Origin of the sequence: Pseudoalteromonas luteoviolacea (assembly GCF_018100925.1) — a bacterium.
In the GTDB taxonomy this organism is placed as follows: Bacteria; Pseudomonadota; Gammaproteobacteria; order Enterobacterales; family Alteromonadaceae; genus Pseudoalteromonas; species Pseudoalteromonas obscura.
Genome location: NZ_JAGJEH010000007.1, coordinates 122,178 through 138,411, shown reverse-complemented (window position 1 = coordinate 138,411; position 16,234 = coordinate 122,178). Strand labels below are relative to the sequence as shown.

6 protein-coding genes are annotated in these 16,234 nt (G+C 43.4%); 3 read left to right on the top strand and 3 right to left on the bottom strand.

Translation table 11 applies throughout. The features are described 5' to 3' along the window. Positions 1 to 76: 76 nt before the first annotated feature. Positions 77 to 886, bottom strand: a complete 810-nt coding sequence (locus J8M00_RS16135; protein ID WP_211011572.1) for a hypothetical protein — start codon at positions 884 to 886, stop codon at positions 77 to 79. A 67-nt stretch (positions 887 to 953) separates the two neighbouring features. Beyond that, entirely contained in the window at positions 954 to 4,949 is a 3,996-nt protein-coding gene (locus tag J8M00_RS16130; RefSeq protein WP_211011571.1) for a TOMM system kinase/cyclase fusion protein, read from the bottom strand. A gap of 370 nt (positions 4,950 to 5,319) precedes the next feature. Between J8M00_RS16130 and J8M00_RS16125 the strand changes: the two genes are divergently transcribed. The 3 genes from J8M00_RS16125 to J8M00_RS16115 are packed head-to-tail and all read left to right on the top strand — an operon-like array spanning position 5,320 to position 7,104. Continuing rightward, positions 5,320 to 6,120: a helix-turn-helix transcriptional regulator gene (locus J8M00_RS16125; protein WP_211011570.1), complete on the top strand. Its 801-nt coding sequence runs from the start codon at positions 5,320 to 5,322 to the stop codon at positions 6,118 to 6,120. 4 nt (positions 6,121 to 6,124) lie between these two features. Further along, the gene (locus J8M00_RS16120; protein WP_211011569.1) at positions 6,125 to 6,808 is read left to right on the top strand and encodes an AzlC family ABC transporter permease; all 684 of its coding nucleotides are present in this window, start codon (positions 6,125 to 6,127) and stop codon (positions 6,806 to 6,808) included. Then, positions 6,805 to 7,104: an AzlD domain-containing protein gene (locus J8M00_RS16115; protein WP_211011568.1), complete on the top strand. Its 300-nt coding sequence runs from the start codon at positions 6,805 to 6,807 to the stop codon at positions 7,102 to 7,104. The genes J8M00_RS16120 and J8M00_RS16115 overlap by 4 nt, the downstream gene beginning before the upstream one ends. A gap of 376 nt (positions 7,105 to 7,480) precedes the next feature. Here J8M00_RS16115 and J8M00_RS16110 read toward each other — a convergent pair whose 3' ends face one another. After that, entirely contained in the window at positions 7,481 to 15,502 is an 8,022-nt protein-coding gene (locus J8M00_RS16110) for an ExeM/NucH family extracellular endonuclease (protein ID WP_211011567.1), read from the bottom strand. Positions 15,503 to 16,234: the final 732 nt, after the last annotated feature.

Below are 16,234 nucleotides of genomic sequence, written 5' to 3'. Positions count from 1 at the left end.
TATACAGAAATATCAAGCTGATAAGTAAAGCATTGTCTTTACTTATCAACCTTTGTCCGATTACTTGGACTAAAAATCAGCAGGCCGTTGCATTGGTAAATTTGCAATACTCACTGATTGCAATGGCCTGCGCATTTTTATTTTCTGGTTTTACCGGTGGGTGATATGTAAAGGTGTTTCTTGGTATGTTTTCAAAAACGCTTAAAAGAGGTTCATATCTATCGAAAACAAATTTGAAGTGGGGGTCTGTTTCAAAAGTAATATTTACATTCCAAGGCAATGTTTTTTGTAAAAACTTTTCAATCAACTCTTGGCCACTATTGGGGTTTTCAGAGGTTAATATATCTCTGAAGTTAAGGAGTATTTGCTGCTCTTTGCTTAAAGTATCTGGATTAGGGTTTTCGCCTAAATCATGTGCCTCCCATGCCATCGTGATGATGGAGTTGGTGTATTCACCAATTGCCAGCCAATCCATATCATCATTGTCTGTATATGGGTGGCCATCTGCAACTAGACCCATAAATGTTGGGAACATAGAGGCATAAACAGAAATAGCTAGCGCCCGCTGCTCTTTTGGAGGGGCTACAGGCAATTTAATATGAATACTGTTCAAGCTACCTGCCCACTGACTAGAGTAATATGGGTTCCATATATTGCTGTTATTAACATTAAAATCGTCAATTAATAGCTCACAGTGAGGCAAAATTTCATTAAATGTTGAGACTTCCCCGTTGTTATTGAACTTTAGATATCGTTTGTGTTGACCTGTGTCGGGACATGATTGGCTTTTTGGCAGTGTAACAAAGTAAGGCCCTTCAGGATCGAGCCAACCTGCGGCGACATAGACTGAATAAGTCGATACTATTTTTTGGTAGATATTTTGCATTGCGTTGTCCTTAATCTAATTTAATTGAAACGATTAAACTTTATACCAACTCGATGATATAAATTGGTTATTCAATTGGTTTTTTACCAGTATGTCTTATATCGCCTTCTGGTATCTGCACAGATAAAGCTGCCGCTTTTTCAAGGTACTGCGAATAACAGCGTTCGTAAGGCGCTATTTTGCCTTGCTGCAAAAAGCACTCAGACTTTAGCCACAACAATTTAGGTAAAAAGAGGTGCTCGTTAAACCGCTCAGTTTGTGCAATAGAGGCATCAATTAATTGCAGTGCTTGGTCGTATTGGCCTATTTCAACGTGAACTTCAGCTAACATAGCGCTCCAAAAACCATGCATTTGCTTGGCACCATTAGCTTCAAGTGCACTTATCGATTTACTGATCTTTTCTGGGATGTTTAGTAGCCAGCCTTCCAAAGAATCTATAACGCCTACCCAATTGGCCAAATTATCTTGTTCGCAAATGGCCCTTGATTGGTCCAAGATGGCTTTGATTGTGCCCTTTTGATTGGCGAAGTAATATCCACACGCAGCATACACTTTTACTAAAACAAGGCAGTGGCTGCTCTCTAACTGTTCGGATAGCTTTTCAGCTTCTTCGATAGATTTTGCAAATTTGTGCATATCGCCCATATAAGCATGCATTAAAGAGCCTATACTCAATGCCCAAATATTAGAGTCTTGGCCATATTTAATAGTATGGTCACTGTGCTTTTCAGGATCATATAAGCGTCTTACTTCTGCAACACAATCTAACCCCTGATGCAGCCTGCCTGCACGCCACAGTGCATGGCATTTTACTGATAGCAATGCTGCACGTTGGCCATTGTCTTGTGCTAACGGCAAAGACGAATCTATGATCTCAAGTACTTTGTTTACATCTCCTGCGACATTGACATGATTTGCAAGCAGAATTGCCGTATCAATAGACTGCTTATGCTGACCCAATCCTTCTAATAATTGCTGAGAATATTTGATAAGCTCTTCGACTTTGGCGGACGCCCAGCCAACGACCATCATAGAGGCGGTGATTAGCAGCTGATTTATTTCTAACAGTTCTTGGCCTTCGGCATCTATTTTTTTCAGTGCATCCATGGTTGCATCTGCATAGTGAATACATTGCTCATAAGCACTTTTTGTTATTGCCAAAGTTGCTGCTTTTTTTCCAAAGTACGCAGCTTCACGATACGACTGTCCAGCTAAGTAGTGGTAATGGAGAATGTCGTTAGCGCTGTCTAGGTTGGTTTTAGGATTACTCTTTATTGCTGAAGCAATTGTTAGGTGCGCTTTGTATTGCACGTCTTTAGCCATACTTTCATAGGCTGCATCGCGAACCAGCGCGTGTTTAAATATATAGCTGTCACCAGCGACTTGACGTTGCTTATAAACTAATTCGGCTTCGATTAGTTCTTCTAAATCAAATTGAACCTGCGCCTCCTCCTTTTTAGATGACGCAATCAGTAAATCGTAGTCAAATTCTCTCCCGATAGTCGCACCTAACTGAGCGGTCTCTTTTGCGTGTTGCAACTGATCTAGTTTTTGCTGCAGTGAATCTCTGAGGGTTAAGGGCACTAAAGCTTCTTTGTGATCGTCAATAAAATTGTAGGCGCCATGTACTTTATGGATTAAATGTTGTGACTTCAGAGCGGTTACTAACTCTTCGATAAACAGTGGGATACCATCGGTTCGCTCTAATAACACCTCCATTAGTTGGTTGCTAATAGGTTGTTGTTCAAATAAGTATTGAATAACCTCTTGTGCACTTTCGCGATTTAATTTCTTCAATGGCAATGGAGTAAAACTCAATTTTGACAGCTGCTCAGGCAGTACTTCGCGCGATGTATTGACCCAGCTATGTGCGCCAGATTTAAATATATTGGACGCGGTAAAGTAAGCAATAAAGTCTTTACTTATCTGATCGGCCCAGTGTAGGTCTTCAAAGATAAATAAGTGAGCAGGGCGAGTTTCGGGGATTTCATTCAGCGATAGGGGTTGGCAAAGTAAATGTGCTAATAAGTTGAATAGATGCTGCTTTTGTACTTCCGGCGATAAGTCTGTGATCGGGTTTAGCTCGGGCAGAGGCAAGCTTAACCAAGCAGATAAAATTAATACGCCGATTTCTTGCTGTTCCCTATCCAATTCTGTTTGCGCTACAGCGTCTTTGAGTTTGTGCAAACTTAAATCCGGCGATAAAATATCAAGTGTATATTTATACTTTATGATGTTTAAAATAGGGTGCAGAGCATTGTTTTTGTGTTCGGGTAAACATTGGGCTACAAGTTGGGGCCTATGTTTTGCTCTATCTCTGAGTTCAAAGATTAAACGAGATTTCCCAATGCCAGCTTCGCCATAAATATGAACCAGTGGCAGAGGTTTATTTGTTAGTTCAGAGTATTGAGTTGCTGGTGTGACTAATCGCTCTACTAGTTCCTTCAGCTCTCGCTCACGACCAAAAAAAGCGTTATTCTTTTTGGTGCCGCGTAGAAAGCCAAAGGCTTCAACTTGGCGCTCGCCAGCCAAAATAAAATTATTGGTGCTTTTATTGGTGTCATCAATCACAGGTTTGAAAGACAAATAATTATCGAGCAATAGCTGCACGTTTTTTGAGCATAAAATTTGTCCGGTTTTCGCTTTTCGACTGAGTTTGAGTGAATTGAGAGCGGTCTTACCTGTTGGCAAATCATCAGCGATGCTCAGCATCATGCCCGTTTCTATGCCAACTTGTATCTGACTGTGAATGCCTTGGCTTTCCCGCAAAATGACATTTTTCTTTTGTATATTACTGATCAACTCCAATGCAGTACGCCCACACAGGCGACTATCATTGTCAGTGGTATGTGGATAGCCAAAATAAAACTGTAGCGTATCTCCTAATATCCCAACGTGGTATGCACCATAGCGAATGGCGATATCAATACATTGCTGCATTTGGTCGGCATGAAAAGTATCAATAACATCTTGATCTTCTGAACTATTACAGTCTATTTGCTCACAATTTAGGATAAGGCTCAACACAGTGATCTGTTTTCGCTCTGTCAACCGAGTGTAAGAGTATCTAGCGTTGTTAATTTGGGTATTGAGTAGCGTTTTTGTAACGTCCTCGTACTGAGAGTGACCTTCTTGTCGGCCTTGAAACTCTAAAGTGCCGACTAGGTTATTAAAACTCAGTTTTTTAAATGTATGGTATAGCCCGGCTGTATTACTCGGCCGCTCGGAAGATTTTTTACTTAATACCCTGCGAAGCAAGCTCGCGGATTCATGACCTGCTAGTATACCTAGAGGAATATTCGCTGAGCTCAACTGCTGATGAAATACCGCGGCGAGAGAGCTACCAGATATTGTGGGTTTGCCTGTTAAGCACTCTAAAAAAACGAGCCCCCATAAATAAATATCAGTTTGCGGCACCGGTGGCTCGCCTCTTAATTGCTCCGGCGAGCTATAAGACGGAGTGCCTAAAGTTTCCTGTGTGAGAGTAATACTTTTATAATCATTCTGCCGAGCTTCTTGAGAAATCGTGCTAATCCCGAAATCAAGCACCTTGGCATGGACTTTTGCACCCACTTTGTACAACATAATATTGGCAGGTTTGATATCTCGGTGCACCACGCCTTTCTCATGGGCGTTGGCTAATGCATCTAGCACCTGGGCCATGACATCTGCCGCCAATGGTGGCTCCAATGCGCCAGAAACAAGTAACTTTTCCTTTAGACTCTGCCCTTCAATATACTCGTAAACCGCATATATTAGGAAATCACCTTGTTGACCTTTATCGATAAGTTGAACAATATTTGGGTGATTGAGTTGGCTGACAAGGGATACTTCTCGGTGAAATCTATCGATGCAGCGGCGATTTTTATCAATGTTGGCTTTGTCTGATAGCGCTAAGAATTTAATTGCGACATTTTGACCTGTACTGATTTGCGTGGCTCTATAAACTTGGCCAAATCCGCCTTCACCTATTTTTTCGGCAAGTTGATATTTATCAGAATTAAATACTTGGGGTAAGTTAAATGCGACTTCGCTGCTGGCTTCCATTTGTTTTGAATTCACTCTTTTTCAGTAAGTCAGAATCAAGTAGTAATCGTCCCCAATATGGAACAAATTACATTTAATATACAATAACACGTCATTTGCAACAACGTATTTAATATTACACCATAAGTGTTAATTTTTTACTCATTCCAATTGATTGGAAAAGTGTCGGTTGCACTATTGCAATACAGAATCTACAAGGGAACAATCTGCCGAATATTGGCCCCAGAAAGTTATTCCCGACGATACCTACTATGGTGAAGTATTTAATGAGACGTTGAGGTCGATGTTTCAAATCCACAGCGCACTAAGGTGGTTAATTGCGCAATTTTGTACAAGCACTTCGTAATCAGTTGCGTTAAGCTGAGTTCAGTTAAGGGAGAAGTGTATGCAGCAGTCAAAGTTCAGCTTTCATCACGATTTAGGTGGTTTGGAAGTACTTCATAATATTGATAAGAAAACTGATTTCGGACGCCATAACCACAGCGGGTATACAATCGCGCTGGTGGACTGTGGGGCGCAACGTTTTTTTCGCTCAGGTGCTCAACATCTTGCAGGCAAAAGCAGCTTAATTTTGATCAATGCAGAGCAGGTTCATGACTGTCGGAAAGCTTGTGAAGGTGTTGCATCATACCGTTCTATGTATCCAACACCGGAGCTTTTTAATAACTTGATGGATTGCGAAAAAAACCGTGCGCCGTATTTTTCAGAAGCAGTGGTACACAACCCGGCACTGGCATATCAACTACATAGTTTGTTTGATACGTTAGAGTCACCAGTAAGTAAACTGGAGAAGCAAACGCAAATGGTGCGGTTTTTAACCAATCTGTGTGCATCTACAGGAAAGCAGGTACTGTCAGATGAGCTGGCCTCTGTGAGGTGCCGTATCGCATTGGCTAAAACTTATTTGCAGGATAATTTATTTGACGATATTTCGCTTGCTGATTTGGCTAGTTTGATCCATATGAGCCAGTTTCATTTTGTACGGTGCTTCAAAGCGCAAACAGGACTTACTCCCCATGCGTTTCAGATTCAGCACCGCCTAAATCACGCAAAGGCGATGCTGCGCCATGGCAAGAGTATCTCCGATGTTGCCAGCCAAGTTGGTTTTTATGATCACAGCCATTTTAGTCGGCACTTTAAGAAAAATATGGGCATCACCCCAAACCAATACAAGCAGGCTTGTTAGAATCATGAATATCGCGATAAAAAAAGGGCTGCTAGACATGCTGCCGCTAAATCTTGCGGTGCTTCCTTGGGGCATATTGTGTGGCTCTTTGGCCATCCAAAACGGCTTTTCCGCATTGGAAGCGCAGCTGATGTCATTACTCGTCTTTGCAGGTTCCGCACAGCTGGTAGCTATTGAGTTGATGGCAAAAGGCGCATCTATGATTACATTGGTCATTACCACATTTATTATCAGTGCGCGTCATTTGCTTTACGGCTTAGCGATACGTAATAACATGATAGACAAGCCGTTGAAATGGCGTGGGCCTATTGCGTTCTTTTTAACTGATGAGTTATTTGCATTCTCGCATCATCACCGGGCTTATCAAGGTAAGTTGCGGCTTATCTATGCATTAGTCGCTGGTGGTAGCTTCTATCTAGCTTGGAACTTGTGGACGTTGTTTGGCATCGTCGCCGGGCAGTTTTTACCTGATCTAACCAACCTCGGATTGGACTTTGCGATAGCCGCCATTTTTATCGCTTTAGTTGTGCCAGGGGTTTCGAATTTACCTGTATTTTGTGCCTGCTTAGTATCGGGTGTGACTATGCTTTATTTTAAATGGATAGAGTTTGAATTTGGCTTAGTCGCCGCAGCTTTGCTTGGTATGAGTACGGGATATGTTTTACAGGCAAAAGAGGACAAATCATGATAGCTACCATCGTTGTACTCGCATGTGTCACCTTTGCCACTCGTTATTTGTTTTTAGCAAAAAACTTACCGTTTACTATAGGACCTAGATTTCAGCGTTTGCTCAGTTTTAGTGCGCCTTGTGTACTCACTGCTATCTGGGTGCCGATTGTTTTTATGCCAAGTGGGAAGTTCGTAAATGAGTTGAATAGCCCATATTTGTTGGGGGCTTTAGCGGCCGTTTTTTTGGCGTTTAAATATAAAAATCTTTACCTTACTACCTTTGGAAGTCTGATTGTGTTTTATATGTTCTTTTGAGCCAATATGGATCCTGAAACGATATATGTTTGATGTGGTTATTGGCCCTGAATCAAGTTCAGCGTGACGGGGTGTGAGTTCAGCGTGACGGGGTGTGAGTTCAGAGGGAAGGGTTAAACGAGTTCAGTGTAGTGGGTTATTCTTCGTCATTGTGGGCTTGCCCCGCAATCCATGTTTGATGTGGTTAGGGGCCCTGAATCAAGTTCAGGGTGACGAGGTGTGAGTTAAGCGTGACGGGGTGTGAGTTCAGGGTGACGAGGTGTGAGTTAAACGTGGCGGGTTAAATGAGCTCAGAGTGGTGGGCTAAACGGTTTCAGGGATACCGTAAAAAAGCCCCTGAAGCGAAGGCGACAGGGGCTTATCACTATACTTTTTGTTATCGTCCGCGGCGTACTAGAGCAGGGAGAACAAGTAGCAATAGGAATACAGGCATTGAACCGCTTGAGGAGCGAACCGTTCTGGTCTCTACACGTTCAATGATATCCGTTTCCTTTGTTGGTACTTTCACTGTTATTACTAACATGCCGGATGCGTTAGCACCTTGCTCATCCGCTACGATATAATTGATAGTAACTTTACCTTCGCTGTTTGATGCTGGCTTGAAGGTGATTGCGCTATCTGTAAATGTCACCTCACCGGAGTCAGCTGTTGCGCTAATAAGCGTCAACTTACCACCTTCAGGATCAGAGTCATTATTTGTCACGTCAACGGTCACTGTGTCGTTATTAAACACTTCAGCCACATCATTAATGGTAACTGGTGGTTGATTCTGCTGTTGAGCTTGTGCAACCACATGTACCTGTGCAGTTGCAGTGCTTGTTCCGCCTTGACCATCACTGAGTGTGTATTCGATGGTATCAATACCGACAAAATCCAGCGCACTTGTATATTGTAAACTTGAATCTGTATTAATACTCACGACACCATGCATAGCTGTAGCGCTAACTATGTACAGTGTGTCGTTATCGGCATCAGTGTCGTTTGTTAGTACTTGTAGCGTTACCGACTGATTAAGAACAGCTTCCAGTATATCGTCGACCGCAACCGGCGATCTGTTGTCACTTTGCATGATGCTCACACCACCAGGGTCAACAATTTTACCGTTCTTAATGCCATCGGCATCATACTCCCCACCATCTACCAGTGTTAATCTGACACACCATGCACCTTCGACTAAGCCTTCCTGCCAGCTACTATCATTCATACTTGGACAGTAACCTTGTTGGCCTATGGCTGAATGCAATACGTTGCCATTTTGTGCAGAGAATGTAACCCACCCTTGGTTTGGAAGGTACTTGCGATATTGTGCATTTGCGGGTATTGCAGCTTGCTGTGGCAATATGATTTTGACGCTGTCCATACCGCTTGGTACATCCACTACAAAGTCAAAAATACCACCGCGATTTTCCATACCTTCATCCGCAGAGATTAAACCTGTTTGCGCTGCTTCATCGGCATTGAGTGAGGCTGCATTTTTGTTGCTACCCAGACTCAAACTACCAAGAGACATGCACACACCAGCTTCAACTTCAATCAGATCTGATTTCCAGTTGTTACCTGAAGAAGGTAGCACATTACATAGTGCATCAATCGGGTCTAAGTAGTTAGGGATACCATCGGCATCGTCATCGCCAAAGCCTTCTTGTGCATCGCTAATGAGATCGCCATCCGAGTCTGTATTGTTGTCCAATGCTGGTTGTTCTGAGACCACCTTGAATATCACACTTTGTGTATCAAATAGGCCTGCGTTGTCAGTCGCTTTGGCACTGACTTGATAGACACCGGTAGAAAGCGTTGAAGCATTGACGCTAAACTGAGTTGGGTCAGTACTTTCGTTGCTCAAACCTGTTGGTGTTGTCCACTCGATAATGTGAGTGTCAGTGCTATTTTGGTCCATCACATCAGCTGTAATGGTGATAAGACCTTGCTCTGGGATCATAATAGAGCGCACTTCATCTTGTTGCAGCGCATTAAGAGTCAGTATTGGTGCAATGTTCGACTCTACGATTGTAATTTCATGGCGCTGTTCAGCAATTGCATTTAGTTCACTTGTGTCCAATGTGATCACAATAGTTTCGTCTGCGTCGTTAACATCATCAAGCGTAGTTTCAACAGAGATGTGGCCCTGTGTACCTGACTCTATTGTGAGCTGTCCAGATACTGACGCGTAGTCTTCTTCACTTGCAGTGCCAGTAACTGTAAAGTCAATCGTGAGTGGATATGTGAAATGTTCACCACTGAGTACTACAGGTACTGTTGCCGTTTGGCCTTCAACAACAACTTGGCTTGGAGATGGCAGGCTTACCATTGGACGTACGTTGACCAACTGCGCAACTTTTTCACATACATTGTCAGTACTGCATGCCTGCCAATACACTTTGTTTGCACCGGATGGCAAGAAGTTGTTACCAAGTAGCTCAACTGCGATAGATTTACCGCTGCCATCAACCGCTGTGGCTACGCCTAAATCGACTTTGGTAAGCAGGCCTGTTGCATTAACCGTACGATCAGCCGGTACGGTGATCACAGGAGCAAAAGGTTGCTCTTGGCGTAGTTCCAACACAGCTTCTGCGTGACCGCCAAACCCATCCGAAATTGCATAACGAACCTGAGCTACACTATTGAATGTGTCCGTGGTATTAAACAAAATTTGGTTGCCTTCAATCACCGCATTACCAGCATCGGTATTTACAGCGACCAATGACAATGTATCACCATCTGGATCGCTGTCATTGTCTAAAACAGTTATTGTTGCTGATGATTGACCTTCAGCCAATTGCACAAAGTCATCTTTGGCAACAGGTGCAAGGTTGGCTGTGCTAATTTGTACATTTACCGTTGCCTGCGCAGTGTCAGTGCCATCACTGATAGAGTAGCTGATAGTCGCATGGCCCGTATTCAATGCAGGAGCTTGATATTGAAGTATATCGCCGTTTATTTCAACGCTACCTATATTCGCATCTGCCGAAGTAATACGAAGCGTATCGCCATCGATGTCGGTGTCATTCGCAAGTACGTTGATGTTGGTCGATACTTTTGCAGAGGCCACTGCTGAGTCATTGGTTGCTGTCGGCGCGTCGTTTTGCGGTGCAACAGTGATTGCAACCTGTGCACTCGCGCCAAGCCCACCTTCATCACTGATCTCATAAGTGATTTGCGCTGTACCATTATAGTTTTCAGCTGGCGAATAAGTAATTGCAGAGTCTGAATACGTTACTTGGCCTAGGCCAGAACTAAGAGTTGCATTGGTGACCTTCAAGCTCGCAGTGTTTTCGTCGCTATCGTTACTCAATACAGATACCGTCACGCTGTGATCTTCAAGTGTATTTGCTGTGTCATCAATCGCGATAGGTGCTTGGTTTTTGGCGATAACATTGACCGAAATAGTTGCACTTGCCGTTTCACCATTGCCATCAGAGATGGTATAGCTGATCGTTGCCTGTCCTACGAAGTTGGCACTTGGTGTAAAGCTTACTTGAGCATCAGAATAGCTTACGTCACCTTCGCCTGAGGTGAGCGTCGCGGCGCTGATGGTTAGTGGATCAGAGTCTGCATCAGTGTCATTTTCCAATACATCAATTAAAATGCGCTCACCTTGTACCGCATCAGCGTTATCATCATTAGCAACTGGTGCTTGGTTGTCAGGCAGGACAACGATTGATAAATCGAAGTCAGTGATAACAGGGTCGTGATCAGACGAGCGATAAGGAGAGTCTGAGAACCATTTACTTTGTTGTTCTTCAGATTTGCCTTCTGTGTTGTAGTCTAGGCCAGCTGCCTCATCGGCATTAATATGCCAGTGCATGGATTGAGCAACACGCTCCATTGAACCGCTTGCTGTTAACATGTGATCCAAACTACCAGCTACACCGCTGAAGTAGTATGAATAATTGTCACCAACGCCTTTCTCAATGCTGATATTTGTGAAACCAGCGTTGTAAAACTCAAGCATCGGCGCTTCATGTGTATAGGCATTAAAGTCACCTAAAATGGCATAAACTGGAGAGCTTGTGATTTCACTTGATTCAACATTTGATTGGGTAAGCGCTGCAACTACCGTCTTTGCAGCTAAGATACGCTGACCATTACATGCACCTTCTACTGTGTCGTCCATGTCTACGCCACATGATCCACCTTTTGAGCGGAAATGATTCACAACGACACGGATGTCTTTCCCACCATTCATTGGCTTGAATGTTTGCAGCATAGGTGGTCTATGTGCCCTTGTCGCTTCATCAAATGGCGCGTCCGTTATTACTTGAGCACTCCCTTGGGGCACAACGCGATTGGCACGATAAACAATGCCGACAGTGACTGCATCTGTACCAACTTGTTCTAACTGAGGATTAATAAACGCCCAATCATTCACATCATCGCGTTCATTCAGGCCATCAATTAGGTTCTTGATAGCACTACTGTCGCCGTATCCATTGTTTTCGATTTCCATCAGGCCAACAACATCAGCATCTGATGCCACAATTGCACGGATCACTTTACTACGTTGACGGGTAAACTCTTTTTCATTGTTTGCACCGCGACTGTTAAAGTTGACGAAGTAGTTCATTACGTTAAAGCTGGCAACACGTATATGCTGTTCTGACTTGCGTTCGTAAGGTCTAGTACGACGAATATTAGACTGCTCAAAGCTTGGCAAGCTGGTTGGAATGAGCTTGTAATTGCCATAAGTGTAGTGGATAACCCCAGACATGTTAGACACCTGGTCGCCAGAACGGAGCGGTGAATCTGCACTAAAGCTCGGATAGTAACTGATTTCTTCAGGGTTACTTTGTGTTGAGTTGTCATCAACAAGTAGACTGTTTCTTGCGTTCAGTTCAGCAAGCGCTGAGCGACGGGGTTCGTCTTTAGGATACTTATTGGTAGGTTGCATTCGCATGCCTTGAGACAAGTAAATCTCACCATATTTAGTAAAATTATGGCTAAGCGTTACATGTAACTTTTGTGGCATTGATACCCACATACCTTCAAGTGACTCTTGGTCAAAGCCTGCTGTAAACGGCAGGTTCACTTGTGTTGGTGTGACTTGTGTTAACACATTTGTCGCACAAGAGAGCATATTTGTCACAGCATTGATTTGCGTTAAGTCGTATTTTTCAACAACATTACCCAATACACGAACTTGCTCACCCACTGTGACCTTTGTATTTGTATCAGCAACAAAAATACCTTCTGATGTAGCGCTGTCAGAATCTGCATGTTGATCTTCTTCTTGAATAAAGAAACCGCCATGTTGCCCCGCATCTTGAAATGCTGCTACCACCACACCTTCAATCACAACCTGTTGGTCCACAAGTGGGCTGGCAGCTCCGTTACCCTGAATTGCACTAATTAAAGTTGCAGGGTCATTACATGCGCCAATCTCAATTTGAGGTGGTGTTCCACCATCAGTACCACAGGCTAAAACGCCGCTACAGCCTAGGCCATCGGCAGTATTTTTCTCGAATCCTTCCCACTCAACACTTGGGTCAAAAGCATCATCTAAGGTTGTATCACCAGATGTGATCCCTTCTTTGCGACGCAGAGTTTTATCTTTTGTTGAGGTGTTACCGCTGCCCCATGCACTACCTGGATCTGTCCCTACTTGACCAAATACATCGGCAATTTGGCCGTCAACAGCCAGCACTAATGCATCATCACCGTTAAAGTATGTGATGGTACTCGTGCTATCTTGACGGCTCTTAATTTCGTCATTCGCACCGCTGTTGGCAATAACATGTGTTTCGCCATGTTTTAGCTCACCAGATAGTGTTTGTGTTCTTAATCCTTCGGTAGACAGTGGTTTACCATTGTCTGCCAATGTGATTGTGACACGGCTCAAATCCAGAGTCGCGCCGGTAAAGTTTGTGATTTCAACCGCTTTATTGCTGCTGCTGCCTTCAATATATTCGGTGAAGATAACTTTACTCGTTTCGACCTGTTCACTGACCTGAATCGAAAATTCGGGCAGATTTACAATACCTGTATTGCCATCAGTTACACCAATGACGATATTATCCGTCACGCCAATATCTTGAGATGATGGAGTGCCCGACAATTCGCCATTTTGCGTGTTAAATGTCGCCCAAGTCGGTTTATTAGTGATTGAGAAAGTCAGGGTGTCATTGTCTTCATCGTTCGCTTCTGGTTTAAAACGATACGCAATACCCACAATCGCACTGGTACTTGGTGTTCCTATGATAGTAGGCGGGTTTTTAATCGCACTTGAATCTACCACTTCAATATTAAAGCTTGGTAGAGACACGGTAGATGTACCATCGGTTACTGAGATTTGAATATGTTCATAAATCGCAATATCAGCAACAGCAGGTATACCAGATAAATGACCTGTTTGCGTATCAAAAGTCGCCCATGAAGGCTTGTTCACGATCGAGAAGGTTAAAGTATCTTTGTTTTGATCAGAGGCCGTAGGGGTGAAGCTATATTGACGACCAGTCCCAACGATGAGCTCGGGTTGACCACCAATGACAGGTGCCACGTCGCCTAACTTTGGACAAGTTTCACCGAATAGTATTTCTGCAAACTCAGGATTATCAACAAAAGGGTTGCGGTTACCTTGTTGCTCAACAATACGTTGGTGTCTATCAAGCTCTAGCTTATCAACGGTATCTTCACGATGCCAATCCATGAGGTTACAAAGCACGCCTAAAGTAGGTGAGCTACTCGCGCTAATATTGTTGACAAGCTCAAGGTCGGGCATGCTGCCGTCTGTACCATCATAGCGAACTGCCATGTAGAACATCATACGCGCAGCATCGCCTTTGACTGCATCTCTGGGCTCAAATGAGTCGCTGTCAGTAAAGTTACCTGGGGCGCCATCAACTGGGTTACCACCATCGTCATAATCTTTGCTGCTTCGCGTTGAGTTAACCTTTACATTTGTGGGTCTAAGGTGGTGAATGTCGGTGTAACCATATTGGTTTTCACTCGGGAAACCATGGGATTTTGGCCAGCTATGTTCACGGTTCCAATCCGTTGTGCCGCCACCGTTGGTATCTTTTGACTGACTTTTTCCTGTATAAAACAGCAGCACATTGTTTGAGTTATCTGGATCTTCATCGGTATACTTTAGAGCATCCCATACTTGCGAGTAAGTCATTCTTTGCTGACCTTGTCGCGCAACTAAAGACAGTGCGTTTTCTAACTCAGCACCGACTTTACCAATTGCTGAAGCATAGTAGGTATTGTAATCATAGTTGCTGCCCGGTTTGTCTGTAACCGTAATTGAAAAGGCTGGTAGGCTCACCGGGGCATTGAAACCATCAGATACAGAAATGATGATGTTTTCATTATTGCCGGTGTCAGACTCCGCTGGCGTGCCAGCAAGTTGGCCTGAAGCCGTATCAAAAGTCGCCCAACTCGGCTTGTTGGTGATGGAAAATACTAGACTGTCATTTTCTAAATCGATGACATCGGGTGTAAACGTATAGTTTCGAGTTGCCTGTACAGAGGTGTTTGGTGAGCCAGTTATTAGCGGTGCATCATTGGTGCCAGCTGCTCTTACCAAGATTGAGAAACCGTTAAGTGCATTGATGACTGTGCCATCGTTAACGGTGATAACAATGTTGTCATATATACCGATATCGGCCGCTGTCGGCGTCCCTGATAACTTCCCCGTGGCTGTATCAAAAGTTGCCCAATTTGGTTTGTTTTCGATTGCAAAGACCAGTGTGTCATCATCTAGGTTGGTGACTGTAGGCGTGAATATGTAATTGTCAGTGGCATTCACTATGCCTTTTGGCTCACCACTTATTTCTGACGGGATATTGCCGTCGCCGCCACAGGCTGTGATACCTGAGCAACCAAGACCATCAAAAGTGTTTTTTGCAAAGCCTATCCATTCATTGGCTGGATCAAATGCATCATCTATGGTGATGTCACCACTTTCGATGCCCATTTTGCGACGGAGTGTTTTATCTTTTGTACTGGTGTCACCTGAACCCCAGCTGCTGCCCGGATCGGTACCAACTTGACCAATGCTGTCAACGATGACGCCATTGACCATTAGGGTTAGTGCGTCGTCACCATTGAAATAAGTGGCGGTGCTGGCGATATCGCCAAGCGCTTTTAGTTCGTCACTCGCACCGTTGTTGTAAAGGACATAACTGCTGCCCGCTGCCAGAGTTCCGGATAGGGTGAGTGGAGTGACCTCATCCAACTTTTTACCATTTGCAGTTAGCGCAATACTGACGGTACTAAGATCGATACTATTGTTGCCAAAGTTAGTAATTTCAAGCGCTTTGTTATTGCTGCTACCTTCGACATATTCTGTAAAGATAACGTTCGCATTTGCGTGGCCAATAACGACACTTGAACACAGCCCCATAGCGATGCAGCGGCCCAAGTATCGCAGTTTTCCACGATGCTTATTGTTAGAGTTCATATTTTTCCCGTGTGTTTATCACTCTGTTTTATCATTTGCGAGTTAGATTATTTTTAAGGGTGCAAATATTCCCATTAAAAAATGGGAGGCGAATATAATACTCTATTATGAACTTTTTATTAAAATTGCCTTAAACATAGGACATCTAATTGCAACAATTGGTCGCATCTATTTATTAACACAAGTGCCAGTTTAAAGTTTTTTATAGGGACATTTGTCCTTGCATAACGTTATGATTAGTATGGGTTTCTGTTGGGGTCGGAATTTTGGGGGCCGTCAATCTCTGAGTAGTAATGCTGATAAGTCGTTATCTAAAAAATCATCCCGTTAACATTTTTTCATTTTTAAATTATTTTTATATACAAAAAAGAACGTTCTAATTTTTACAATTGTTTACGAAGTGAGTGGGTTTTAGCCAGGTTGTATGGCTTTTTTGAATGAAAAATGGTTAAAAAACCGATAATTGCAATAATGGGGGTGACCATCCACAGTACACTATGGCAAGGTCGGTTTCAAACAGTATGAGAGAGTTCTGCTATTTAGTGATGCATTTACCTTAATAGCTGGGGGTGACAAAAGGCAATATTGCAGACACTCAATAACAATACAGCTAGAAGCTCTACATCTTTAGTCAGTAGCTTTTTGAGGTTGTACTGTCACTTATCGCGTTCAGCAGTGCGCTATTAAAATGAATAGTAAAACGTATAAGGGCAGCCATCATGGTTGAAGTTA

Coding starts and splice junctions, on each gene's coding strand:
- J8M00_RS16135 (WP_211011572.1), bottom strand. CDS start 886: ATGCAAAATATCTACCAAAAAATAGTATCGACTTATTCAGTCTATGTC.
- J8M00_RS16125 (WP_211011570.1), top strand. CDS start 5,320: ATGCAGCAGTCAAAGTTCAGCTTTCATCACGATTTAGGTGGTTTGGAA.
- J8M00_RS16120 (WP_211011569.1), top strand. CDS start 6,125: ATGAATATCGCGATAAAAAAAGGGCTGCTAGACATGCTGCCGCTAAAT.
- J8M00_RS16115 (WP_211011568.1), top strand. CDS start 6,805: ATGATAGCTACCATCGTTGTACTCGCATGTGTCACCTTTGCCACTCGT.
- J8M00_RS16110 (WP_211011567.1), bottom strand. CDS start 15,502: ATGAACTCTAACAATAAGCATCGTGGAAAACTGCGATACTTGGGCCGC.